Annotated in this window: 22 protein-coding genes and 1 pseudogene; 16 read left to right on the top strand and 7 right to left on the bottom strand. The window is 61.3% G+C overall.

Annotated features, from left to right (window positions below; genetic code table 11):
- Window positions 1–16: 16 nt before the first annotated feature.
- The 3 genes from EUB48_RS16465 to EUB48_RS16475 all read right to left on the bottom strand — a co-directional run bounded on the left by EUB48_RS16465 (window position 17) and on the right by EUB48_RS16475 (window position 2589).
- Window positions 17–349, bottom strand: a complete 333-nt coding sequence (locus EUB48_RS16465; protein ID WP_142820140.1) for a carboxymuconolactone decarboxylase family protein — start codon at window positions 347–349, stop codon at window positions 17–19.
- A gap of 66 nt (window positions 350–415) precedes the next feature.
- Window positions 416–1252, bottom strand: a complete 837-nt coding sequence (locus EUB48_RS16470; protein WP_142820141.1) for an SDR family NAD(P)-dependent oxidoreductase — start codon at window positions 1250–1252, stop codon at window positions 416–418.
- 170 nt (window positions 1253–1422) lie between these two features.
- On the bottom strand, window positions 1423–2589 hold the full coding sequence (locus EUB48_RS16475) for an arabinose transporter (protein WP_244618242.1): 1167 nt from the start codon (window positions 2587–2589) through the stop codon (window positions 1423–1425).
- Window positions 2590–2767: 178 nt separating this feature from the next.
- Here EUB48_RS16475 and EUB48_RS16480 point away from each other — a divergent pair, with 178 nt between their 5' ends.
- The 7 genes from EUB48_RS16480 (at window position 2768) to EUB48_RS16510 (ending at window position 10288) form a co-directional block, all read left to right on the top strand.
- A complete protein-coding gene (locus EUB48_RS16480; protein WP_142820143.1) occupies window positions 2768–3661 on the top strand; it encodes a LysR family transcriptional regulator in 894 nt (297 codons plus the stop codon).
- Window positions 3662–4027: 366 nt separating this feature from the next.
- Complete coding sequence (locus EUB48_RS16485) at window positions 4028–4507, top strand: (2Fe-2S)-binding protein (protein ID WP_142820144.1); 480 nt, start codon at window positions 4028–4030, stop codon at window positions 4505–4507.
- Between the two features lies 1 nt (window position 4508).
- A complete protein-coding gene (locus EUB48_RS16490; RefSeq protein WP_142820145.1) occupies window positions 4509–6686 on the top strand; it encodes a xanthine dehydrogenase family protein molybdopterin-binding subunit in 2178 nt (725 codons plus the stop codon).
- 52 nt (window positions 6687–6738) lie between these two features.
- Window positions 6739–7092, top strand: coding sequence for a cyclophilin-like fold protein (locus EUB48_RS16495; protein WP_142820146.1), 354 nt, complete (start codon window positions 6739–6741; stop codon window positions 7090–7092).
- A gap of 32 nt (window positions 7093–7124) precedes the next feature.
- A complete protein-coding gene (locus tag EUB48_RS16500) occupies window positions 7125–8195 on the top strand; it encodes an NAD(P)-dependent alcohol dehydrogenase (protein WP_142820147.1) in 1071 nt (356 codons plus the stop codon).
- A 238-nt stretch (window positions 8196–8433) separates the two neighbouring features.
- Complete coding sequence (locus tag EUB48_RS16505) at window positions 8434–8967, top strand: cyclophilin-like fold protein (RefSeq protein WP_244618243.1); 534 nt, start codon at window positions 8434–8436, stop codon at window positions 8965–8967.
- A 79-nt stretch (window positions 8968–9046) separates the two neighbouring features.
- Complete coding sequence (locus EUB48_RS16510) at window positions 9047–10288, top strand: MFS transporter (protein WP_142820148.1); 1242 nt, start codon at window positions 9047–9049, stop codon at window positions 10286–10288.
- Between the two features lie 390 nt (window positions 10289–10678).
- Here EUB48_RS16510 and EUB48_RS16515 read toward each other — a convergent pair.
- The 3 genes and pseudogenes from EUB48_RS16515 to EUB48_RS16525 all read right to left on the bottom strand — a co-directional run.
- Window positions 10679–11390: pseudogene (locus tag EUB48_RS16515) on the bottom strand (IS110 family RNA-guided transposase); the annotation flags it as partial.
- Window positions 11391–11709: 319 nt separating this feature from the next.
- Window positions 11710–11985 (bottom strand): helix-turn-helix transcriptional regulator, encoded by a 276-nt coding sequence (locus EUB48_RS16520; protein WP_142820149.1) that lies wholly within the window; start codon window positions 11983–11985, stop codon window positions 11710–11712.
- A 374-nt stretch (window positions 11986–12359) separates the two neighbouring features.
- Complete coding sequence (locus EUB48_RS16525) at window positions 12360–13106, bottom strand: DUF1845 domain-containing protein (RefSeq protein ID WP_244618244.1); 747 nt, start codon at window positions 13104–13106, stop codon at window positions 12360–12362.
- A 536-nt stretch (window positions 13107–13642) separates the two neighbouring features.
- Here EUB48_RS16525 and EUB48_RS16530 point away from each other — a divergent pair.
- The 6 genes from EUB48_RS16530 to EUB48_RS16555 all read left to right on the top strand — a co-directional run bounded on the left by EUB48_RS16530 (window position 13643) and on the right by EUB48_RS16555 (window position 18905).
- Entirely contained in the window at window positions 13643–14209 is a 567-nt protein-coding gene (locus EUB48_RS16530; protein WP_244618245.1) for a hypothetical protein, read from the top strand.
- Between the two features lie 62 nt (window positions 14210–14271).
- On the top strand, window positions 14272–14553 hold the full coding sequence (locus EUB48_RS16535; RefSeq protein WP_142820150.1) for a hypothetical protein: 282 nt from the start codon (window positions 14272–14274) through the stop codon (window positions 14551–14553).
- A gap of 10 nt (window positions 14554–14563) precedes the next feature.
- Window positions 14564–14881: a hypothetical protein gene (locus tag EUB48_RS16540; RefSeq protein ID WP_142820151.1), complete on the top strand. Its 318-nt coding sequence runs from the start codon at window positions 14564–14566 to the stop codon at window positions 14879–14881.
- A gap of 56 nt (window positions 14882–14937) precedes the next feature.
- Window positions 14938–16548 carry an ATP-binding protein gene (locus EUB48_RS16545; RefSeq protein WP_142820152.1) on the top strand — a complete coding sequence of 537 codons (1611 nt, stop codon included), beginning with the start codon at window positions 14938–14940 and terminating at the stop codon, window positions 16546–16548.
- A gap of 3 nt (window positions 16549–16551) precedes the next feature.
- A complete protein-coding gene (locus EUB48_RS16550) occupies window positions 16552–17559 on the top strand; it encodes a DUF7146 domain-containing protein (RefSeq protein ID WP_142820153.1) in 1008 nt (335 codons plus the stop codon).
- A 281-nt stretch (window positions 17560–17840) separates the two neighbouring features.
- Window positions 17841–18905 carry a DUF932 domain-containing protein gene (locus EUB48_RS16555; protein ID WP_142820154.1) on the top strand — a complete coding sequence of 355 codons (1065 nt, stop codon included), beginning with the start codon at window positions 17841–17843 and terminating at the stop codon, window positions 18903–18905.
- A gap of 108 nt (window positions 18906–19013) precedes the next feature.
- Here EUB48_RS16555 and EUB48_RS16560 read toward each other — a convergent pair whose 3' ends face one another.
- Window positions 19014–19769: a S24 family peptidase gene (locus EUB48_RS16560; protein ID WP_142820155.1), complete on the bottom strand. Its 756-nt coding sequence runs from the start codon at window positions 19767–19769 to the stop codon at window positions 19014–19016.
- 253 nt (window positions 19770–20022) lie between these two features.
- Here EUB48_RS16560 and EUB48_RS16565 point away from each other — a divergent pair, with 253 nt between their 5' ends.
- The 3 genes from EUB48_RS16565 to mobH are packed head-to-tail and all read left to right on the top strand — an operon-like array spanning window position 20023 to window position 22700.
- Entirely contained in the window at window positions 20023–20316 is a 294-nt protein-coding gene (locus EUB48_RS16565) for a hypothetical protein (RefSeq protein ID WP_142820156.1), read from the top strand.
- A 14-nt stretch (window positions 20317–20330) separates the two neighbouring features.
- Window positions 20331–20999 carry a FlhC family transcriptional regulator gene (locus EUB48_RS16570; RefSeq protein WP_142820157.1) on the top strand — a complete coding sequence of 223 codons (669 nt, stop codon included), beginning with the start codon at window positions 20331–20333 and terminating at the stop codon, window positions 20997–20999.
- A gap of 36 nt (window positions 21000–21035) precedes the next feature.
- Window positions 21036–22700: a MobH family relaxase gene (gene mobH / locus EUB48_RS16575; RefSeq protein WP_142820158.1), complete on the top strand. Its 1665-nt coding sequence runs from the start codon at window positions 21036–21038 to the stop codon at window positions 22698–22700.
- Window positions 22701–22722: the final 22 nt, after the last annotated feature.

Genomic DNA, 22722 nt, shown 5'->3' on the forward strand with positions numbered 1-22722 from the left:
TCCTGGGTTGAATGGTTCAGTCCGGCGAGGCGCCGAACAGTTCTTTGGCCTTGGCGACGGCCGACATCGCGTTCGGCCAGCCGACATAGAACGCCATGTGGGTGATGAGCTCGACGAGCTCGTCCAGCGTCACGCCGTTCTCGATGGCCCGGGGGAAGTGAAATGTCATCTGCTCGGTCTTGCCCGTTGCGATCAATGCCGCGCAGGTGATCAGGCTGCGGTCGCGCTTGGACAGCTGTGGGCGCTCCCAGACATCGCCAAACAGGACCTGGTCGGTCAGCTCGGCCAGTTTCGGTGTGATGTCGCCGAAGGACTTCTGTGCCGGGCCGGGCGCTTGGTTCGCATTCATCGTGTGTTTCCTTTCATGGATTGCTGTGGGGAGGTGCGCGGGAGATGGTCTGCCCGGCACCTGGTTTCAGAACGCTCCGTCCGTCGACTTCGAGAGTTCTTGGTAGCGTTGAAACTCCTCCAGCCGCGCGCTGAGGGCCGGTGCCACCAGCCCGACGGCGTCGCTGCCGGCGAGAAACTGCTTCGGCGGGTCCTGCATCTTGGCCAGCTTCACCATGACCTCGCCAAGCTTGGCCGGGTCGCCAGGCTGCCCCCCGTGATAGCCGGACCACAGGTCCGGTGTGCTGCCTTCGGCCGCATAGTCACTGATCGGACGGCTGCTCCAGCGGACGTTGTTGGCGTCCAGCAAGTCGGTCCGGAAGAAGCCGGGCTCCACCACGGTGACCTTGATGCCGAACTGCGCCACTTCCGTGGCTATAGCCAGCGACAGGCCCTCGACGGCGAACTTGGTTGCGCCATAGGCAGCGCAATGCTTGAAGCCTACCAGGCCAGCCAGGGAGCTGACGTTGAGGATGCGGCCAGCCCTTTGCTGGCGCATGACGGGCAACACGGCGCGCATCAGGTGCACGGCGCCGTAGAAGTTCGTCGCGAACTGGCTTTCGATGTCCTCAACGGCGAGCTCCTCGAAGTTGCCCAGCAGGCTGTAGCCCGCGTTGTTGACCAGTACATCGATGCGTCCGAAACGCTTCAACGCCCCGTCGACCGCCGCTTGCGCCTGCTGCGCTTGCGAGATGTCCAGTTGGACCAGCGCCAGGTTGTCGCCACCCAAGCCTGCGAAGGCCTTGCGCAGCTTGTCGAGATTGCGGCCGGTGGCCGCCACGCGGTCTCCAGCTTTCAGCGCCGCGATGGCCGTGCCTGCGCCGATACCACTGCCGGCGCCTGTGATAAACCAAACTTTGCTCATATTTGCTTCCAATGCATGAAGGGGTGTGCTTCAACGATGACGCTGCTCGGTGGAAGCGGATGTCTGAAGCACTAATGTAATTTTGGGGCTCAAAGCTCGTGGCGACTAGATGGCTGAATCGGCATGTTCTTGTGAGCACCATTCATGAATTGACCAAACTTGCAGACCCATCAAGCGTTGTTGTAAGCGCTCAGCCCGCGCGGCTGCGAGAGGAGGAACATTGCAATCCCCGCAGCACACAGGACAAGCAGTGCACTCACCAGGAACACTGACCCCATGCCCCAAGCGCCAGCTACCAAGCCAAGGGCGGGGCTGGCGATGCCGAGCGCCAAGTCGAGGAACGCGGTGTAGGCGCCCATGGCGAGCCCTCGGCTTTGGGGTGATACACGGCGCACAGCCTCGACGCCGAAGGCCGGATACACGAGGGAGTAACCGAAGCCCGTAAGCACTGCGCCGACCAGTGCAAGCGTGTACCTGGGGGCAAGCCATATCAGGGCTTGACCGGCCACCTCCAGCAGCACAAACGCCAAAGCGACCTTGGCCCCACCCCGCTTGTCGGCCAGGTGGCCAAACAACACCCTGGCGAAGATGAAGGCCACTGCAAAGCCCGTGAAAGGCGGCCAGACAGGACTCCAGCCCCGCGCAGCGAACAGAAGCGCCACGAATGCAGTGATGGCTCCAAAGCCCACGCTGGCGAACGCCAAGCCGATTCCGGGCACCCATATTGCATTCAGCACATGACCCAGCTGGACGCGAGCGGCACCCGACGGGGTGACGGACTTCAGTGGCGCGACGATCCATAACGTCAGCAAAGGCATGACCGTAGTGGCCACGGCAATGGCCGCGAAGCCATACCGGGCGTACAGCGAGGTTCCCGCCGGTGCCCCAACGGCAAATGCCGCGAACATGGCTGTTCCCATCCACGCAATGACTTTGCCTGTGTACTGCGAACTCACCAGCCCGAGCCCCCAGCTGAGCGCACCGGTGATGATGAAGCTCTCGGCGCCGCCCAGCAGCGCCCGCCCCAGAAGCAGGATCGTGACCGAAACCATGGGAGCGGAAGCAAAGCGCAGCGACAACAGGTAAAGCATCCCCGCGCCGGAAGCTGCGATCAGCCCGGCGACCACGGCCCGCTTCGCGCCTCGGCTATCGGCATAGTGCCCGGCCCAAGGTCGTGATACCAATGAGGCGGCAAACTGGCTCCCGGCCACCAGGCCCACCACAAAGGTGCCAAGCCCCAGCCCCTGGTGCACATGGAGAGGGAGGATGGGCATGGCAAAGCCGATGACCAGGAAGGCAATCAGCACGGCGGACATAATGGGGAGCAGTGCGCCCAAGACGGGGGCTGCTCCAGAAGATGTTCTTGCGGTAGAGGCTGTGGACATCACGGATTCCTTTGAGGCGCTGACCTGGAGTGCAGTTGGCACGGCTTCGGTCAGCCGATTGAGTCTATGCAGCGACCCGTCTGGCGACTAGATAGCAAACTCCGCATAGACCTATGAGGTGGATTCATCAATGGTGCGAGAAAACATTAACGACCTGCTGGCGTTTCTCGCCGTTGCACGCGAGCGGAGCTTCACGCGTGCCGCGGCCAAGCTCGGGGTCTCTCAATCGGCACTCAGCCACACCGTTCGGGCGCTCGAGAGCAGGATGGGGCTGCGCCTGCTGACCCGCACCACGCGCAGTGTGGCCCCGACCGAGGCGGGCGAGCGCCTGCTGCAAACCGTGGGGCCGCGCTTCGAGGAGATCGAAGCCGAACTGACCGCGATGGGTGAGTTGCGCGACAAGCCGGCAGGGACCATCCGCATCACGACCACCGACTATGCGGCCGATAGGGTCCTGTGGCCCAGGCTCTCCAAGGTTCTGCCAAATTACCCGGAGCTCAAGGTTGAGATGATCGTGGACTACGGGCTGTCGGACATCGTGGCCGACCGCTACGACATCGGCGTTCGCTTCGGCGACCAGGTTGCCAAAGACATGATCGCCGTTCGCATCGCGCCGGACGCCAAGATGGCCATCGTGTGTGCGCCGTCCTACCTGGCGCAGCGCCCGGTGCCCAAGATTCCGCAGGACCTGCTCTCGCACAACTGCATCACGTTGCGGCTGCCAACGCGAGGGGTCCTGTACGCCTGGGAGCTCAAGAAGGGCGAACGCGAGTTGCAGGTTCGTGTGGATGGCCAAGTCACCTGCAACGGCGCGTACCAGATGATCAACGCGGCTTTAGATGGTGCGGGCCTGGCCTTTGTGATGGAAGAGATGATCCAGCAGCATGTAGCCGAGGGGCGCCTGATGTCTGTGATGGAGGACTGGTGCCCGACCTTTCCAGGCCTTCACATTTTCTACCCGAGCCGCCGAGAATCCACGCGCGCGATGGTCGTGGTGGTTGACGCCTTGCGCTACCGTCCGTAACGAATCGCCCGTATCAGAGTCGTGGCTTCTGGCGTCCCCATTCATGAGCCTCATTCATAGGTTCATGCGGACTGGTACCCTTTATCCAATCCACTGGAGACCGTAGACTCTCCTTTCATTGAGAAAGGACTACATCTATGAGGCTGCTTGCCGCGACGGCGATGTCGTTCGCGATGCTTCCGTGCACCTTCTGTGCTGGCTGGCCCAGTGCCTACTCGGCAATGACAGTGGCCAAAGAAGTGCTGCAAAAGAAGTGACTTAGTGGAATAGCGCAGCAGCGCGCCACCTGCATTCCAACTTTAGTCGCGGTATCGGAAGACGCCGCGTGGTTCAACTCGCCCGTCTCAGCCCAAGGATCGATTCACCATGAGCTACACAATCAAAATCAATGGTCAGCGCCGCGTCGTCGATGTGGACGCGGACACTCCACTTCTATGGGCCGTTCGGGATGTACTGGGAATGCCCGGCACCAAGTTTGGCTGCGGCATGGGCCTGTGCGGCGCCTGCACTGTCCACTTGGACGGGGCAGCAGTCCGCTCCTGCATTACGCCCGTCGAGAGCGCTGACGGTCAATCCGTCACCACCATCGAGGCCGTTGGGTCAACTCACGTCGGTCGTGCGGTCCAAAAGGCTTGGCTGCAACTGGACGTCGTGCAGTGCGGCTACTGTCAGTCTGGCCAGATTATGTCCGCGACCGCGTTGCTGTCCAGCAATCCTCGCCCCACCGAGGAGGACATCCGTACCGGGATGGCGGGGAACATCTGCCGATGCGGTACTTATGTGCGAATCCAGCAAGCGGTTGAGCAAGCCGCCAAGAGCATCGCGTCCAGCCAGAAGGGAGCCTGACATGAGCGCATACAAGAACCCCGAAGTCAGCTCTCCCACATCGGGGCCGACGCGTCGATCGATTCTGAAGGCTTTCGCCGTCGGTGGCGCCTTGATGGTCATCGTGGAGTTAGCTGCTGGCGCATCCAAGACTGCGACCAATGCGCAGGATCAGGTTTTGAATGCCATAGTCCGCGTCGGCGCCGACGACGTGGTCACGCTGGTCATGCCCCGTGTGGAAATGGGACAAGGTACCTACACCTCGCTGCCGCTCTTGATTGCGGAGGAGCTGGAGATCGATCCAGCCTGGGTGCGCTTGGAACATGCGCCGGCCGACGACAAACTTTATGCCAACCCGAGCTTGGGTATCCAGGCCACAGGGGGCTCGACCTCAGTGAGCAGCGCGTGGATACCGATGCGCCAGGCCGGCGCTGCGGCCCGCATCATGTTGATCCAGGCTGCCGCAAAAGCCTGGGGCGTCGAGCCGAGCGCCTGCCGCGCTGAGAATGGCAGTGTCGTGCACGCGGCGACGGGTCGCAGGCTCAGCTACGGAAAGCTGGCCGTCCAGGCCGCCGCTGTGCCCGTTCCCGCCGAGATTGCCCTGAAGCCCGTCAACACCTTCCGTCGGATTGGTGGCGATCAGCTGAGACTGGATGCAGCAGGAAAAGTGAACGGTACGGCGCAATTCGGCATCGATGTCATCTTGCCAGGCATGCTGGTGGCCGCAGTTGCTGCGAGTCCAGTCGCGGGGGGCAAAGTACGCAGCGTGGATGCCGCGGCTGCCTTGCGAGTGCGTGGAGTGCAACAGGTCGTTCAGCTGGACGACGTAGTGGGCATCGTTGCCAAGCACATGGGCGCAGCACGAAAAGGCCTCGCCGCGGCGAATGTCCAATGGGATGATGGCTCTGCCGCTGGCTATTCCAGCGAACGCATGATTGCCGAGCTGGAGCAGGCCTCGCGGCGAGACGGTGCCACGGCGCGTTCAGAAGGAAACGTAGCGACCGCCAGGGCCGCTGGTGCCCGCAGCTTCGATGTGGTGTACCAGCAGCCGCTGTTAGCCCACGCAACGATGGAACCGATGAACTGCACGGCCCATGTGCGGCCGGATGGCTGCGAGCTCTGGCTGGGGACCCAAGTGCCCACCCGAGCCCAGGCAACTGCTGCCGAGGTGACGGGACTGCCTATAGAGAAAGTCACCGTGCACAACCAGTTGCTGGGGGGCGGATTCGGCCGGCGTCTCGACGTGGACTACGTGACGCAGGCCGTGCGCGTGGCGCAAAAGGTCAAGGCGCCCCTCAAAGTGGTGTGGACCCGCGAGGAGGACATGCAGCACGACACCTACCGCCCGTATCACTACAACCGCCTGAGCGCGACCCTGGATGCCACGGGACATCCTACCGCCTGGCATCACCGCGTCACCGGCTCGTCCGTGCTCGCGCGCTGGGCGCCGGCGGCCTACAAGGACGATATTGACGGCGACGCCATCCGGGATGCCGCGGGGCCGTATGCCTTCCCGAATGTGTTGGTGCAGTATGTCCGCCAAGACCCACCTCAAGGCCTGAATACGGGCTGGTGGCGTGGCGTAGGGCACATGCAGAACGGATTCCCGGTCGAGTGCTTTCTCGATGAGCTTGCCCATGCGAGTGGTCGCGACCCCATCGAGTACCGCAAGCCTCTGCTGGACAAACATCCTCGTGCAAAGCGCGTGCTGGATTTGTTGGCGGACAAGGTCCAGTGGTCCAGGCCGCTGCCCAAGGGCCACGGTCGTGGCATTGCGCTGACCTTCGCGTTCGGCACTTATGCGGCACAAGTGACCGAGGTGGCCGTCGACCCAGACGGGACCGTACGACCGCTACGGATCGTGACCGTGGTCGATTGCGGTGTGGTGGTCTCGCCCAAGTCAGTGGTTGCACAGGTTCAAGGCGGCTCCATCTTCGGCTTGTCTGCCGTGCTCTTCGGAAACATCTCCATCAAGAATGGACGCGTCGAGCAGTCGAACTTTCATGACTATCGGGTCCTGCGAATCAACGAGACCCCGGTCATCGAAACCCACATCGTTCCGAGCATAGATACGCCAGGGGGCATCGGCGAAGTGGCCACAGTCCTCGTCACGCCTTCCGTACTGAATGCCGTCTTTGCGGCGACAGGCAAGCGTGTTCGGCGCCTTCCGTTCGAGCCGAACGAGCTCCGGACCGCCTAAGGCGACACACTGGCTCAACCTGCTCGTGCGTCAAGCATTTCGAGAACTCACCATGAAGCTCCGCCTGGAAGTGGGGAACTCGCGCATCACCGCAAGCGTTATTGACAGCGGGACGGCGCGGGACTTTCTGTCCCTGTTGCCGCTCCAACTGAGAATGGGAGATCTCCATCGCCGGGAAAAGTGCGCGCACCTTCCGCGGCCACTGTCCGAGAGTGGCACGCTCACCAAGAACTACGAGGTGGGCGACCTCGCCTACCGGCTTCCGGAGGGCGATATTGCTGTCTTCTACCGACACGATGGGCAGACCGTCCCGACCGGGCTCATCACGATCGCCAAGGCCAACTCACATCTGAAGGCCCTCAGCGCTGAAGGACCGGTGGATGTCACCATCGATCTCGCAAAGTAAACCTCGACAAACTTCACTTAGGAACCAAGACCATGGTCATAAACGTCCGCGGCTACGCCGCCCACTCCGCCGATTCTCCGCTGGGTCTCTTCAGCTTCGTCCGTCGCGATCCACGTCCCAATGACGTGGTGATGGAAATTCTGTATGCCGGCGTATGCCATTCCGACATCCACAGCGTTCGTAACGACTGGGGCAATGCCAAGCATCCGATGGTGCCGGGCCACGAGATCATTGGTCGCATTACCGCAGCGGGTGCCGATGTCACGCGCTTCAAGGTTGGTGACCATGTGGGAGTCGGTTGTATGGTCGACTCCTGCCAGCATTGCCGGGCGTGTGCAGATGGGCTGGAGCAGTATTGCGAGGAGGGCAATACGCTGACCTACAACGACTTCGACCGGCATGACGGCATGCCCACGTACGGCGGTTACTCCGAGCGCATCGTCGTCTCCGACAAGTTCGTCGTGAAGGTGCCAGACGGTCTGGACCTCGCCGGCGCCGCACCGCTACTGTGCGCCGGCATCACCACCTGGTCGCCGCTGCGCCATTGGAAGGTCGGCCCCGGCAGCAAGGTCGCTGTGGTTGGGCTGGGCGGCCTGGGCCACATGGCGCTGAAGCTGGCCAAGGCGCTGGGCGCGGACGTGACCCTGTTCAGCCGCTCGCCGGGCAAGGAAGACGATGCTAAGCGCCTGGGTGCCGACCGCGTGGTGATTTCCACCGACGAAGCCCAGATGGCGGCGGTCCACGGCCAGTTCGATCTGATCATCGACACCGTGCCCTATGTGCACGACGTGAACCCCTATGTCGCCACCTTGGCGCTCTCCGGCACCGTGGTAATGGTGGGCTATCTGGGTCCACTCGAGCCGCTGCTGAACTCGGGCCCACTGGTGCTGGGCCGCAAGGCCGTGGCCGGCTCGGTGATCGGCGGCATTACCGAGACCCAGGAGATGCTGGACTTCTGCGGCCAGCACGGCATCACCTCCGATGTCGAAGTCATCCGGATCCAGACCATCAACGAGGCCTACGAACGCATGCTCAAGAGCAATGTGAAGTACCGCTTCGTGATTGATCTTGAATCCCTCAAGGAGCATGTCACCGAAGCGTAGTAGCAAGTCGGTGGGGTATCTCCTGGAATGACGCCAATAGAGCTGGCGGGCTTCAGTGGGGCCAAACGGTGTTCGCATAACCTTGTTCGTGCGATGCGGGCCGGTAAGCCACGCACTGCATAGGCGCATTCGGACCTTCGCACGCTTCGGGGCAATACATGCACTCATCGGAGCGCGCCTTTTAATGAGCTGGATTCATAGGCACATGCGCTGTAGTGACCTTTATCTAAGGCGTGAGATGTACTCAAATATCGGTGTGGAAGCAAACGGTCAATTTTGTTCAATCATGAAGCAGCATTCAAACAGGTTTTTTGTGGCAACAGCGGCGATGGCTGTTGCCGTTGCGGTAGCGAGTGCCGAGCCGACTGATGCTCCTTCCAGGGTGTCCGCAATACCAACTCCCAATCAGCAGGCAGTCACCATGAAAATACGCATCGATGTTGAGGGTACCGTGGTCATGGCCACTCTCGTCGACAGTGCGGCGACTAGAGATTTCATCTCGCTGCTCCCGCTCACCTTGACGTTGAGAGATTACTCCGCAACAGAAAAGATCAGCGACTTGCCAAGAAGACTTTCCACCCAGGGGGCTCCTTCCGGCAGCAAGCCTTCGGTGGGAGACATCGCTTATTACGCGCCATGGGGAAACCTGGCGCTGTTCTATCGAGACTTCAGTTACTCAAGTGGCCTCATCAAACTGGGGCGGCTGGATTCCGGAATCGAGGCCTTCCAGCGATCCGATCCGATCAGGGCCAAGATCGATCTTGTTGGGTGACCGATACACCGCGCCACTTCCTTTCTCCGCCCCCCAATACGCAGACTCGCAACGAGTCTCATGACTTTAGGAACCTACCGTGAGTCTTTCTACACCCTCTCCCGTCACCACAGGTGGTGCGGCCACCGAATCCCCGTCTGAAAGCTCCTGGGGCGCTGTCGCGGTGCTGGGCATCGCTGCGTTTGCGCTGATCAGCACTGAGTTCTTGCCGGTCGGCCTGCTGCCACAGATCGCGCACGAACTCGAACAGAGCGAAGGCCGCACCGGCCTGATGGTCACGTTACCCAGCGTGATGGGCGCCCTCGCGGCACCGCTGACGATTGCGTTTGCCGGACGGCTCGACCGACGCTGGCTGCTTGGCGGCCTGGTGGGGCTGCTCGCCCTGTCCAACTTTATCGTCGCGATGTCAGGATCCTTCGCGGCGATCCTCTTTGGACGCCTGCTTATGGGCATTGCTGTTGGCGGTTTCTGGACAGTTGGCGGCTCCCTTGGGCCTCGACTCAAGCCCGGGCCGCAGGCGGCTCGCGCCAGCGCCCTGATCCTGTCTGGCGTGTCGATTGGAACAGTGGCTGGCGTGCCGGCCGGCGCTCTGCTCGGCGAACTGGTCGGATGGCGCTGGGCCTTCGGTGCTGCCGGGGCGATCTCGCTTGTGGTGCTGGCTCTGCTGCTGGCGCTGCTGCCCGCGCTGCCGTCGACCGCGACGCGCAACGGTCTGCGTGAGATCCCATCATTGCTACGTGAACCAAAGGTTCAGCTCGGCTTGGCAACCATCTTGCTGCTCTTCGGCGGGCAGTTCAGCGCCTATACCTACATCAGCCCATTCCTGCTACAGGTGACCGGCATCGCGCCGGTCACACTCGGCGCGGTGTTGCTAGGCTACGGCGCTTCCGGCTTCGCCGGCAACCTTGTCGGCGGATGGCTGGCAGAGCGCGACCTGCGCGGCGCGCTGGTCGCTACCGGCCTCGTGCTGGGGATGTCGGTACTGGGCCTTGTGCTACTGGGGCAAGGAAACGTCTCGTGGGCTGTGGCGCTGGTGATCATCTGGGGGCTGGGCTTCGGCATGCTGCCGATCGCGGTTCAGAGTTGGATGTTCGGCGCCGCACCGCAGCGTCTGGAAGCGGTGCAGGCGATGTACGTCTCGGCCGCGCAGGCTGCGATCGGCGGTGGCGCATTGCTTGGTGGCTTGCTGGCCGACAGTTTCGGTATTGCGAGTGCAATGTGGCTTGGCGCGCTCTCGGCGCTCGCGATATCGTTGGTCGTTGTAGGCCAGCGCTTTTGGCGACGGCAGGCGCCACAGGTTTGCTGCGCGCAAGCCTCATGAGGCTACAAGGGCCTCCCCACCTTTGTCAAACACAAATTCACCGAGGTTGGATCGCGCAGCGATTGACCACGGAATTTGACTTCCGAATTTCTTCTCACCCTGCCGATTTCTATCGTCGTCTATTGAGCGCAAGGCGTGCGGACGGCGAAACTACAAACGGTCATTCGAGGCCGCGTAAATTGCAGCGGGACCTGATGAAAGACGTGCATCGGGGGCTCCACTCGCTAGTCGGAGCATGGCCCGATTGCTCGGTCCATAGACTCCCTTGACATGATCAAGCATTCCCCAGCGCAGGTCCAAACCTTTCACTCCTCAACGACATTCCATCACACGGTGACTTCGGCAAGCTCTTGGCTTTTTTTCTTTTCCGGCTCGCACCCAGACGTATCTTCAGGCCGGCACCTTGAACCCGTCGCCGCGCAGCAGCATGGCCCAGCACATGCGCGCGTTCCCGGCCGCGATGGCGACCCTCGCCTTTCAGTAGCCTCGGCGCTCCTGCACTGCGATGGCCCAGCGGCTTATCTGGTCGGTCTTGTTCCTGGCCGCCGCCAGTACCGCCTTGGCGCCCGGGATCAGCAAGGTTCTGAGGTAGCGGTCCCCGGCCTTGGTGATGCGCCCCAAACGCTGCTGGGCACCTGAGCTGTACCGGCGCGGCACCGTGCCTAGCAAGGCGCAGAACTGGCGGCCACTGCTGAAGTCGTGGCCCTTGCCTATCGTGGCCACGATGGCGCTGGCCGTGGTCGGCCCAATGCCAGCAAGCCGCATCAGTTGGCGGGAGCGTTTGTCTTCCCTAGCGATTTGCGCGATGTGCTTGTCGTATTGCCCTACACGTTCGTCCGGCCGGGTGAGCTCGCTCAATGCATCGCCCATTACAGTGTTCAGTGTTGCACCAGCCCGGCAGGTCTTCCGGGTGCTTGTGAGCTTCTCGGCGCACGGTGGCGGCTTTGCGCGGCAGCACGATGCCCAGCTCGGACAGCAGGCCGCGGATGCGGCTGATGAGAGCGGTGCGCTGCTCCACGTAGCCTTGGCGCGCGCGGTGCACGAACAGGCGCGACCGCTCCTCAATGCTCTTGATGGGCACGAAGCGCATGTTGGGGCGGGTGTCGGTCGACAAGCAAATGCAGATCGTCGGCCACGCGGCCCAAGACGATACCCACCTGCGCAACGGAGCTTCAGGCCTGTTTAGCAAGTACCAGATGACCGTCGCCACAAACACTTGGATTTGTCTGGCGTCGGTGCGCTGCCCCTGATGGCCTTGCTGAAGCTGGCCCTCGACAAAGCGTCGATCTTCAGGCTGAACTACCGGCCTTGTGCCGGGCCGCCACACTCGTGGAATCGCAGGTTCGTTTGGAGGGCCCCAAAACGGTGACATGGACCAGTGGCTGGCATGCCAACAACAAGGCCATTGGTCAACGCGAGCGTCACAGATGTTTGGACGCACCAGCCAGTCCTCCTCCCTGCTCGGCAATCCAGCGCCGAACATCCTCGGCACGCCACACCGTGACGCGAGCTGAAAGTTTCACGGGCTCCGGAAAGGACTTTGCCTGGATACGTCTCCACAATGTGGACTTTGAAATAGGAACAAAAATCAACACCTGCGGCTGCCGCAAAAAACCGGTCTCTGGCAACACTGGCACTGTCGACGAAATGGAGGAAGTCACCGCAGAAGCGGTGGAAGACAAAATTTGTTTTTGCATGATCTGACCTCATCACGGCATGCGCCATGGAAAGACTTGACCCGCACTGTCGCGGCCACGCTAGGTCAGGATTGCGCATACCGGTAGGAACGCCGAGCTCTTCGGTACACCGCAGGCGTTCCGGTCATGCGGTGTTGATGGAAATTGACAAAACAGGCATTCACCTTAACGTACCAGACAAGGTGCGGGTGGTGCTTCAATTGATTCTGTCTGCACGTCACAGCGTGCGGACCGGATGCGCTCAAAGAGCGTCCAGGCCAAGGCAGGTATCGACTGCGACGCCGCTGCGTAAACAACGGGGAAAAGCGCCAAGCGCATGGCCACCGACCGGGGCGACCTTCTCTCGTCTTGTTCAAATTTTCGAAACTTGTCCCCTATCGTTCAAGGCTGGCATCAGCATGCCCGGCCGACGGGGAGACATCAGCGTTGTCCTGGGCGCCGTCGCCACCCTGTGACACAACCTGTACATCGGCAGCTTCTTCTTGTTCAGGCGCGGCGGGCACGTCACCCGTATCGATGCTGTCCCGATTCCCCAGAGCATTCATCCGCCGCCGCAGCCCCATCGCGAAGTTGCGCGCCCCATTGGCCACATCACGCACCTGACGTTTCAGACCGGCCCGCTGGATGTCCACCGCCTGCGCCGTGATAACTTCGTGAATCTCCAGGGTTTGCAGCAGCGGCATGAGCTGATCGAGTTTTCCAAGCACTTCCAGGTAGCGCCGACTGGTCGACGACATCACGCCCACATCGACTTCCAGCGGAACCGTGTCATAGGTTGCCACGCTGGTCACGCCATGGCTCTTGAACAGCGCTTCAGCACCATCGATGGCCTTATTGAGGTTCTCGTTGACAGCGTCCATCTGCGTCCGGATGGCCGCCTCCACCTTGGCAACGTCCTCGTGATCCAGTCGTGTCCGGGCAATCACCGAAACAAAGTGGGTGTTGAGCTGAAGCGTACTGAACAGCCGGACAAAAAAGCGCTTACCTTCCGCACTCGTGAACCGAGCCCGCATCTTCAGGCTGGCCGCCTCGATACGCCGGAAATCCGCCTTGGTTTCCTTGGCAAGGATGCGGGCGTTGACACCGCCCTCATCCATCTTCACGATCTGAATGTCCGACATGCTCGGCTTCCTCTGGATGCCACGTTGGACCCAATCATCCGCACCGACACCCGCATTCACCACGCGCAATGGTTGCCACTTGGGCACCGTTTCGCAATCAGCATCGGTTTTGCGGTTTTGGGGGCTTGACCCGGCATTTCCGTGCCGCTACCTTTGCGTCATGCAGCAGCTGGCCCTGCATTCCAACAAGGCAAGCCCTGGAGTTTCTGATTGACAGCCGCTTTCTCCCCTTGCGGGTTGAGCGGTGGCAATTCGTCGCGACATTGCTGACGAAGGCCGTTCCGTGATGCCGTCGAAGCAGCTTTCGAGGTGAAGGCGAAAGGGTGGCTGCGTATTGCCGCCACGCCCTCCTCCCCCCGAAAGCTTTCTTCGATCGGTCGCTGGCACACCGATCAAGGTGGTTCATACCGCCTTCAAGCCAGCCCTGGAGTCCTTTTCCCATAGTCGCCGGTCCTGCACCGGCCGTTCATCACCCCGTGGGGGCATCCGCCCTCACCCCTGGTGCGCGTTGCCTTCGCATTTTCTTGGAGGCAACGATGCTGAACCTGAGCGCATCCCACAGCACATTCCACCCGGCTTCTGCGGGGTTTGTATTCTCGCCCTTCGCAGTGCCCTCGCACCCACGATCCGCTGCCATTCCCGAACGGGCTGCCATCGACACCTTGCTGGACGACGATGCGTCTCCGGTCGAGTGGAGCGAGGAAGACATCGTCTTCCTGCATTGGCGTCTGTTGCAAGAGGTCAGCCACCTGGCCGATCCGGACAAGCCACTGGAAGAGAAGTTCGACACCCTGCGCTGGGTCTTTACTGAGCGCGAGAAAGACGGGCAACCCTTTTCTTTCGTAAGCTGCCTGCGTGTGGTGGGGTGCAGCCCGCTGTCGCCCATCGCCTACTGCGGCCTAGTCGATGCGCAGGAGGTCCGTGATCGCATCCAGAACAGCCTGAAAGCCTGGCTTTCAGCCACGCTGGAGCGCTACCCGGCCTGGGTCCGTGAAGCCGTCGTCCAAAACCCCGAGTGGGTCGAGGCGCGACTGCTCAAGAACCCCCAGTGGATCAATGAACAGCTCAAGCGGCTGTCGGTGCAGGACGACCTGTTCGCCTGACCCTCCCCACCCCTCAGGTTTGCGTGTTGTTCCGCAAGCCTGATCATTTTTAGGAGTAGACCATGTCCACCCTCAAGGACGCCCTGTGTCTGTTGGCGATTTTCTTCGCCTACGGCATCACGGGACACATGGATTACGAAGACGCAGTGATGCTGGAAGAAACCCAGCGGAATCTGCGGCCCTCGGCATCCACCGACTGCTGGCCGACGATCACCTCGCCGACCGGCCATCCTGCAGCGCAGGTTCGTCACCTGAGGTCCGATCCCCAGCGCGACGACCAGTCAGATCCCGCTTCTGGCACTCCGCCAGAAGCGATTGAGCTTTGCCCGCCCGTCGTTTACTGAGGAATCCACCATGCAAACCCATGTATCAATTCCCGGCAACGACGCTCCGCTGCTGAACGTCCGGGCACCGGAAGACATCGAGTTCCTGGTGAAGGAAAGCGAAGTGCTCACCGGCAAACCCGGTCGCACATTCGTTATTGCCGGTGCCGACCGTCTGAGCTACCGGGTGCAGTGGTATCCCATGGGCTCCAAAGTCGAGCGGCTCGATGAGCACGGACAGGCCCTGAGTTCCCAGCACTTGCTGCCTCGGGAGTTTCTCAATCACAGCGTTGTCGAGGCCCTGCGTGCAGGGCAGTTATTCACCCCACTGGTTCGCCGTCCCGGCTGACCGCTTATGTCCCCATGGTGGGTTCGTCCCGCAGGGGCTGGATTCCGCCTTCATTTATGGAGAATTTCATGCAGATACAAGTTCGAATCAATGAGGAAGGTTCCCTGCGCAACCAGCGCTACGCCTTCACCGATCGCTTCACGCTCATTTCCGAGCTGTTGCAAAACGCCCGCAGAGCCGGTGCAACACGGATCGAAATCCACTACGACGCGACCTCCAAAGTCCTGCACGTCACGGACGATGGCCGTGGCATAGACGACTTCCAGAAGCTCCTGAGTTTCAACGAGTCCGGCTGGGATGCATCCACCTGTGCCGAGGAGCGCCCCTTCGGGGTGGGCTTCTGCAAATGCCTCTATGCCGCTTCGCGTTGCATCGTGGCTTCAGGCCGTCAATGGGTTGACTTCGACACCAGCGCCGCGCTGGCCAAGACAGCCATCGACGTGTTGCAGACCAAGGAAGCCCATGATGTCACCGGAACGCGGATTGAACTGCACGGCGTCGATCTGCCCGATCTGGGGGCTCGTATGGAGACTTTGTGCCAGGGTTTCCCGGTGCCGGTGCTGTTCAATGGCAAATCGCTGGAGCGACGCTTAGCCGAAGCACACCTCGCGACGATGCCAAGCCCGATGGGGACAGTCCATCTCACGGGCACGCGCGATGGCAAGCACAGTCACCACACGATGGTGTTCCTGCAGGGGTTTTGCGTGCTGAACACGGGCGACCACCTGTTGGGAGGCGTCAACGTCGTGCATCTGGATTCGCGCCAGTTCGTGGCACGCCTGCCGGACCGCGACAAGTTGATCGACGAGGATGTACAGCGCAAGCGCATCGACGCCGAGTTGAAAGACTGCTGGCGCCGGATACTGGAAGTTGCCAAGACCCAGCTTGCGCCTGATCGCTTCGTCGAAACCTACTACCCGGCGATGCGGGCTTGGGGTCATCTTGACCTGCTCAATGACCTCAATGTGCTGCCATGCGCGCTGTTTGACGCCATCGTCGGCTATCCGATCCTGGACAACGCCAGCCACCGTGACTACGTCCAATCCGTGACAACCGCACCGACCCGTGAAGCCATCGAAAGCGGCGCCGTCACGCTGGTCGACCTCGACTGGCTGGGCGACGACAACGCCGCCCGCTGGATGCTGGCGCGCGCCAAGGGCTACCTGGTGTTCGACTGGGCCGGCCTGCATGCCGACCACTGGGCGCAGCGCCACGTGCACTACCTGGAAGATGAGGCGGTGGAGGTCGAGGCGCTGGCCGAACAGACTCGTACGGTCTTGGAAGGGCGCTGGGTCTGGCCAACGGTCATCCTGTGCGAAGCGGTACGGATCAAGGTCGGTAGCGAAACGGTGAAGATCGTCGATGACGGCGTCTACCACGGTGACACGTTGTATATCCCTACAGGTGAAACCTCGGGTGAGCCGGTGCGCCAGGCCTCGTCCTTCACGGACGAGAATGACCAATTCCTGGAAAGCGACCTGGATGCCGACCGTGACGCGCTGGCTGATCTGATCTGCCGCCTGCGCTCGGTCGATCCGGTGCAAACGCTGGATTCACTGATGCAGACACTGAAACTCGGCAAGTACCCGCTGCTGCATGGCAAGACCTTCCAGTTAAATGTCGGCATGGGATCAGTACCCGGCCACTCGATTGAACTGGTGGGATGAGCCATGCAGAACGCAGAGTACGCCGCCCGTGTCGACGACGTCAAGCGCCGCGCTCACGGGCGCTGGACCGAGATTCTCGGTAGCTTGCAGGTAGACGAGCACATTCTGAAGAAGCGCAACCTCCCCTGCCCGCTGTGCGGCGGCACCGACCGCTTCCAGTACACCGACAAGTTCGGCGAGGGCAACTACCACTGCCGCAGTTGCGGCCCTGGCGGCGGCTTCAAGCTGCTGCAGGCGGTAAAAGGAATCGATTTCGGTACCGCCCTGCGGGAAGTCGAGCGCTGTGTGGGCATGGTTCTTCCGACACTGAAGGCGGTTTCTCCCGAGCCATCGGCAGAACGCATGAAGAAGCTGGCCAAACGGATCTGGGATGAAGCTGTGCCGGTGACTGCCGGTGATGAGGTGGATCGCTACCTGCGCGGCCGTGGACTGGCACTGCCAACCTACCCGAAGGTGCTGCGTTTCCACCCGGCGCTGGGGTATTTCGAAAAGGATGGTGCAGGCAAGTCGCGCAAGGTAGCCGAGTACGGTGCCATGCTGGCCTGCATCCAAGGGCCCGACGGTCATGCCGTCACGCTGCACCGCACCTATCTCAAGGACGGGCAGAAGGCCATGGCACGTGACGCCAAGAAGGTGTTGTCGGCGGGAATCAACGGTGCCGCGGTGCGTCTTTTTGAGGCCATTGACGAGCTCGCGCTCAGCGAAGGCATTGAGACGGGCATTGCCGTGCACCTGGCGACCGGAAAACCGGTGTGGGCCGGGCTCAATGCGGGCAACCTGGAAAAACTGTGGCTGCCGGATTCCGTGCGGCGAATCTGCATTTATGGCGACAACGATGCCAATGCGGATTTTGACGGCCAGGCCTTTGCCTTTGCGCTGGCACGCCGGTTGAAGAAAGAAGAGAGGAGAACCGGTCCTCGGCAGGTGCAGGTCTTTCTGCCCAAGCAAGCCGGAACGGACTGGGCTGATGTGTGGCGCACGCGAGGGGGGCATCCTCCAAACGTGGCGTAGCTTTTGTGGGGGTGTGGCCGAACGGCCGCACCCGTCTTTTGACGGTCACTGCGCGTAATCGGTGCGGTGGCCCTCAAAAGGCCCATTTGATTTCCCCCACTGGTAGCTGTCAGACCAGGTTGTGCCTCATGCGCAGCAAAGACAGCCTTCGAGTTCTGGTGCGATTCACTTCGTGCCCTTCGTGGATCGGCTTGTACGGTCCGTCATTGACCCTTGTGGGGATGCGCATCCCCGCGAAGGAGGAGTGCCGTCCCCGTTTTTCTTACTGATTGGAGATTATTATGAAACGCGGACGTTCTCTCGTGAGCCTGGCCCAGGAACTGGAGCGCCAGTTGAGTTCGAAAAAAGATCTGGTGGTGTCATCGCAATTGCTGCGGCACGACACCAACGATGAGGGAGATACCCAACTCGTTATTGAAGAAAACAGTGGCCCCGCCAAGTACGGCATCACGCCCCTGGCACGGCGCCAGTTGGCAGAAAAACTGAAGATTCCTTATGCGTATTTTGAACGCATGCGGCACGACCAACCGGTTCTGCTGGACCGCAACGTGAACACCTGGCTGCAAAGCGAGGACGACCGGCGCATGATCCGAACGCTGGATGGTCACGTGCGGGCCGTATTGTCGGACCGCTACCGTCGGCTCGACAACTTCGATCTGGCCGAGAGCGTTCTACCCATCCTGCAGCAACTCCCCGAGGTGAAGTTCGAATCCGTTGAACTGACGGACACGCGCATGTACCTGAAGGTCGTGACACCACGTCTGAAGTACGAGATGGCACCCGGCGACATCGTGCAGGCGGGCGTGGCGATCACCAACTCCGAAGTGGGGCAGGGAACGCTGTCGGTACAGCCCCTGCTGTACCGTCTGGTGTGCCGCAACGGCCTGATCGCATGGGACCGATCGCTGCGCAAAACCCATGTCGGGCGAGCACTGGGGGCCGAGGACGATGGCGTCACGGCGTACCGGGACGACACCTTGCGTGCCGACGACAAAGCCTTCTTCTTGAAGGTCCGCGACGTGGTGCAGGCGGCGGTGTCGGAAACCACCTTCCGCCAGATCGCGCAAAAGATGCAGAAGACATTGCATATTCCGCTCGTCGGCGATCCGGTCAAAACGGTGGAGGTTCTGGCCAGCCGCTATGACCTGACGGATACCGAACGCTCGGGCGTTCTGCGGCATCTGATCACGGAGGGGGATTTGTCGGGTTACGGACTCGTCAATGCCGTCACCCACTTCTCGCAGGAGGTGGAGGACTATGATCGGGCGACCGATTTCGAGATCCTGGGTGGCAAGCTGATCGAGTTGCCGACTGATGAGTGGAAGGGTTTGGCGCAAGCCGTCTGACCCGTCCGCAGGCTTACAAAAGTCTATTGCCCGCCAGCCCCCCTTCGGGTTGAACGGGCACCGTAAGGAGCGGAACCACCGGGACGTTTGCCTCGGTGGCTTCTGTCTTCAATGCACCCAGAAGTGAACAGTGCGAATGATCCCGGTGACTATGCCCACCACACGCAAGCCTATGCGCTGTGCGGAGGCAGCATCCTTCACCACGCATTCTGCATAGGCTGGGTTCTCACAGCTCAGCACCACGCCCCTACCGATGCGGTTTTCTACATGGCGAACCACGAGGCGGTCTTTCCACTCGATCACATAGATACCGTTGCCGGACACCTCGCCGAGGTCATGACTCACAAACATATGGTCACCATCCCGAATCCTGGGTGCCATCTCGTCGCCCGACATGCGCATCGGTTCGCAATCGTGAAAATCGCCCCAGAGCTCATCCAGGAGTTCGACCATCCAACCCGCATCCGCATTTCCGCCATCGGCATGCGACACAGGCACCAAGCCCGGTGTCGCGGACAGACCCAGCATCCAGTCAGCGTTGCAATGGAGTCCTTCGCACAATCGCGCATACGACTCCAGATCGGGCAGACCGGGCCGGCCCGCATCGAACCAGCGGCTCACGGTCTGAACCGCGCGCCCGGTTAACTCCGCCACGTACACCATGCGCTTGTGTACGGGCACCTCGGCCTGATCCAGCCTGGCAATCAGGCGTTCTCTGAAATTGCTTTTTGCATCAGTCGCTGCAATGGGCTGCCGCACTGCAGCTTGCTTGGTCGAGGCATTTCTCCGGCGCGCCTTCGGCGCGCGCTTCTTGAGTACTTGCCGGGCAAATCGGCCGTCAGAGAGTGTTCCGTCCTTGTTCATATCGACGTCCTTTCTCGTTCGTAAAACCAGCCGTCAATCCTGCCCTGCAAACTCTCCAACACAAGGCACAAAGTACAAATTACCAAGAATTTGGTTGCTTGCAGGTGGCAACAGCAAATGCTTACATATTTGTAACATTTGCCAGCTTATGCTGAATCCGGCTAAATCACAATCCGTTCCCCCCTACGAGGGAAAGCCACTATCGATCTGTCACACCACTATGCCCCACAGGGGTTCACCAAGGGAAAGAAGAATGAGCCATGTCAAACTCTCCGATGTCCAATGCATCAACCTGAACGTTCTCACCGCCATCAAGATCGGCATCCTGCACGACAAGGTCGCGACCTGTTGCAGGTTCTCTCTTGATGCCGCACAAGCCGAACATCTTGGAAGCCTGAGCACCGACCAAATCTGGGCGATCGTGGCCAGCGTGGGACACGCGACCTTGTTTCCGCCACGCCACGACCTGCTGGCTCTGTTGCAGACCCCACTGCCACTGGCCGGTCCCTTGGCCACCGTCCGTTCACCCGTGCTGCCCAGTCGGTAAACAAGGAGGCTGGTATGCCGACACGTGCAGACCGACATCTTCGGACTGTCAGACTCGCCAAGGACTGCGCTGAGCTGGGTGCGCGGGTACGCACCATCCATAGCATCACGGGTCTACCCTCTCGCGAGATTCAGCGAATGTTTTTCAACGATCCCCAGTCCATTCCACGGGGTAGGCCGCCGGACTCCCCCGAGTGGTATCACAGCGCCAACCTTCTGTTTCGCACGGATGCCTCCATTGTTGTGGCCATCTACCGCCGACTGCGCCATGCGGGCTTCAGCCCCGGGGAGGCCTTGGTAGGTGCCTACCGTCATTACCGGGTGGTGTGCCAGGCGCCGCACCGGATCAGTTTCGACAGGGCCTTTGATCTGGCCTCGCACACCGACGGCATCTGGATCGCCAAGTCACCCAGCTTCGCCATCGTAACCTGCCCGTCCTGCGCCAGCGAGTTCCTGGCCGCCCTGGGCACAGTTCCCACGGCAGACACTTGCCCCTTCTGCAAGCTGGTCCAGCGCTACGGCACTGACCCGCGCGTGCAAACCTCGTTCCCCACACATCCCCTGCCCGATCCAACAGCATTTCAGCAGGGAATGTCGATGCTCTTATGGAAGAACACCGGCGAAGCCGATGGCGATAGCCTGGTTACCTCGACGCCAATTCCAGGGGACGCGAAGGAAACCTGACCGAAGAATGGGACATTGATTTGCGGATCGGCAGCGATGGTCATTCCTTCTTCGGCAGCGAATACGTTTTCCTCAGCTGACCCTGGCTTTGCGGTACTGACGGTCGATGAGATGCTGACCGCCAATGCCGACATCGTTGCACGCATCAAGCTCTGCTACGGAACGGACCGGGACAGCTTCGAGACCGACGTGCTGGCACTGATCCGCCGGTACGCAGCCTACGTGCACCTGCTGCCCGCAACGGCGGACAACTATTTCAGCGCGCCAGGTGGCCTGTTGCGGCTCGGCCTGGAGACCGGGTTCTTCAGCCTGCAGGGCACGGACGCCCACATTTTTTCGGGACGTTCGACCATTACGACGCGCCGTCTGCTCGAGCCACGCTGGCGGCATGCCACCTTCATCGCAGGCCTGTGTTGTGAAGTACACCGGGTGCTCAGCCACATCATCGTCACAGACGCCAAAGGCGAGGTATGGTCGGGCTATCTGCAGCCTCTGTCCGACTGGCTCACGGCACGCGGTGCAACGCGTTACTTCCTGAGCTGGCGTCCGCAAGCCATCGAAACCCGCAGCCTGAGCGTGTTTGCGCTGCCGCACGTGGTTCCACCCCAGGTGCTGAAGTACCTGTCCGAGGACAACGCCATCATCGTGCCGCACCTGATGGCCAGCATCAGTGGCATGCCGGCCTACCGGGATCACAATGTTCTGGACGGCTTGGTTCGCCGCTCGCTGGCCCTGGTCATTGATCGGAATTTGACAGCCAACGCGGATCGTTACGGCTCACCCCAATTCGGCTCCCACCTGGAGCGCTACCTCGTGGATGCGTTGCGGCGGCTCGCCAGCAGCGATTCCGCATGGGTGTGCAACCACGATAAATCGCGGGTGTGGTTCGGCCAGGATGGACTTTTCCTGCTGTGGCCCAACGCCGCAGACGACGTTCGCAAGCTGCTCGAAGCCGATCAGTTGCCGGGCATCCCCAAGGCCGTCGAAACCATGCTGGAATTGTTGCTGGCTGCAGAGGTATTCGAAGCCCAGGACGCAGCGCATTCGATATGGACCATTTATCCGCCCAGTGCCAAGACGGTGCTGGAGGCAGTCAAGCTGACGTCGGCGTCCATCCTGTTCGCTGGCATTGACCCGTTGCCCAAAGCGCTGGACATGAAGCTCGTGCGTCGCCCGGGGGCACCCGATGCGTCCCCTCCCCCGGCAACCCCACAACGGCCCGCGCGACCCGGGGAGCAACTGTCCTTGATGCCGTCCGTTGTGTCGCCTTCCGCAGAAAAGTCTGCCGACGAACGGCTCCCAGAGCTCTCACACCCCACGCCCTCCGTGAAGTCCTCTCCTGCAGCTCCCCGCGACTCGTTCACGTTGCAAGCCCCATTGCGCCTGAACCCGGTCGTACGGGATGCGCTGGCAACTGTCGTCCACACGCTGAACGAGGGCGCTGGCCCAGCGCAAGGCTGCACGACGGCTCAAGGATTCTTCGTGCCGCTGAACGAATTCGAACGGCGCGGCCTGCAGCCATTCATGGCCTTGCATGCCTTGGCCGACGTGGGCATGCTCGTTCCAACGTCACCAGGTGGGCCGCCTACCTTTGCCCGTGACTTCAACGGCGCGCGGTCGGTAGGCATTGTGGTTGATCCGCGCTTCATAGCTGGATTCGATCTCGACGGATTCGCATTGCAGGACTCGGAGAACCACTGACATGCTGCTTCGGCGCTATGAG

The sequence above is a fragment of the Rhodoferax sediminis genome (assembly GCF_006970865.1).
GTDB lineage: Bacteria > Pseudomonadota > Gammaproteobacteria > Burkholderiales > Burkholderiaceae_C > Rhodoferax_A > Rhodoferax_A sediminis.

What these genes read in the sequence shown, in the direction of transcription:
- mobH (WP_142820158.1), top strand. Translation starts at nt 21,036, where the DNA reads ATGGTCATTCCTTCTTCGGCAGCGAATACGTTTTCCTCAGCTGACCCT.
- EUB48_RS16500 (WP_142820147.1), top strand. Translation starts at nt 7,125, where the DNA reads ATGGTCATAAACGTCCGCGGCTACGCCGCCCACTCCGCCGATTCTCCG.
- EUB48_RS16550 (WP_142820153.1), top strand. Translation starts at nt 16,552, where the DNA reads ATGCAGAACGCAGAGTACGCCGCCCGTGTCGACGACGTCAAGCGCCGC.
- EUB48_RS16495 (WP_142820146.1), top strand. Translation starts at nt 6,739, where the DNA reads ATGAAGCTCCGCCTGGAAGTGGGGAACTCGCGCATCACCGCAAGCGTT.
- EUB48_RS16490 (WP_142820145.1), top strand. Translation starts at nt 4,509, where the DNA reads ATGAGCGCATACAAGAACCCCGAAGTCAGCTCTCCCACATCGGGGCCG.
- EUB48_RS16570 (WP_142820157.1), top strand. Translation starts at nt 20,331, where the DNA reads ATGCCGACACGTGCAGACCGACATCTTCGGACTGTCAGACTCGCCAAG.
- EUB48_RS16545 (WP_142820152.1), top strand. Translation starts at nt 14,938, where the DNA reads ATGGAGAATTTCATGCAGATACAAGTTCGAATCAATGAGGAAGGTTCC.
- EUB48_RS16480 (WP_142820143.1), top strand. Translation starts at nt 2,768, where the DNA reads ATGGTGCGAGAAAACATTAACGACCTGCTGGCGTTTCTCGCCGTTGCA.
- EUB48_RS16560 (WP_142820155.1), bottom strand. Translation starts at nt 19,769, where the DNA reads ATGAACAAGGACGGAACACTCTCTGACGGCCGATTTGCCCGGCAAGTA.
- EUB48_RS16485 (WP_142820144.1), top strand. Translation starts at nt 4,028, where the DNA reads ATGAGCTACACAATCAAAATCAATGGTCAGCGCCGCGTCGTCGATGTG.
- EUB48_RS16565 (WP_142820156.1), top strand. Translation starts at nt 20,023, where the DNA reads ATGAGCCATGTCAAACTCTCCGATGTCCAATGCATCAACCTGAACGTT.
- EUB48_RS16470 (WP_142820141.1), bottom strand. Translation starts at nt 1,252, where the DNA reads ATGAGCAAAGTTTGGTTTATCACAGGCGCCGGCAGTGGTATCGGCGCA.
- EUB48_RS16535 (WP_142820150.1), top strand. Translation starts at nt 14,272, where the DNA reads ATGTCCACCCTCAAGGACGCCCTGTGTCTGTTGGCGATTTTCTTCGCC.
- EUB48_RS16530 (WP_244618245.1), top strand. Translation starts at nt 13,643, where the DNA reads ATGCTGAACCTGAGCGCATCCCACAGCACATTCCACCCGGCTTCTGCG.
- EUB48_RS16525 (WP_244618244.1), bottom strand. Translation starts at nt 13,106, where the DNA reads ATGTCGGACATTCAGATCGTGAAGATGGATGAGGGCGGTGTCAACGCC.
- EUB48_RS16555 (WP_142820154.1), top strand. Translation starts at nt 17,841, where the DNA reads ATGAAACGCGGACGTTCTCTCGTGAGCCTGGCCCAGGAACTGGAGCGC.
- EUB48_RS16520 (WP_142820149.1), bottom strand. Translation starts at nt 11,985, where the DNA reads ATGCAAAAACAAATTTTGTCTTCCACCGCTTCTGCGGTGACTTCCTCC.
- EUB48_RS16505 (WP_244618243.1), top strand. Translation starts at nt 8,434, where the DNA reads ATGTACTCAAATATCGGTGTGGAAGCAAACGGTCAATTTTGTTCAATC.
- EUB48_RS16540 (WP_142820151.1), top strand. Translation starts at nt 14,564, where the DNA reads ATGCAAACCCATGTATCAATTCCCGGCAACGACGCTCCGCTGCTGAAC.
- EUB48_RS16465 (WP_142820140.1), bottom strand. Translation starts at nt 349, where the DNA reads ATGAATGCGAACCAAGCGCCCGGCCCGGCACAGAAGTCCTTCGGCGAC.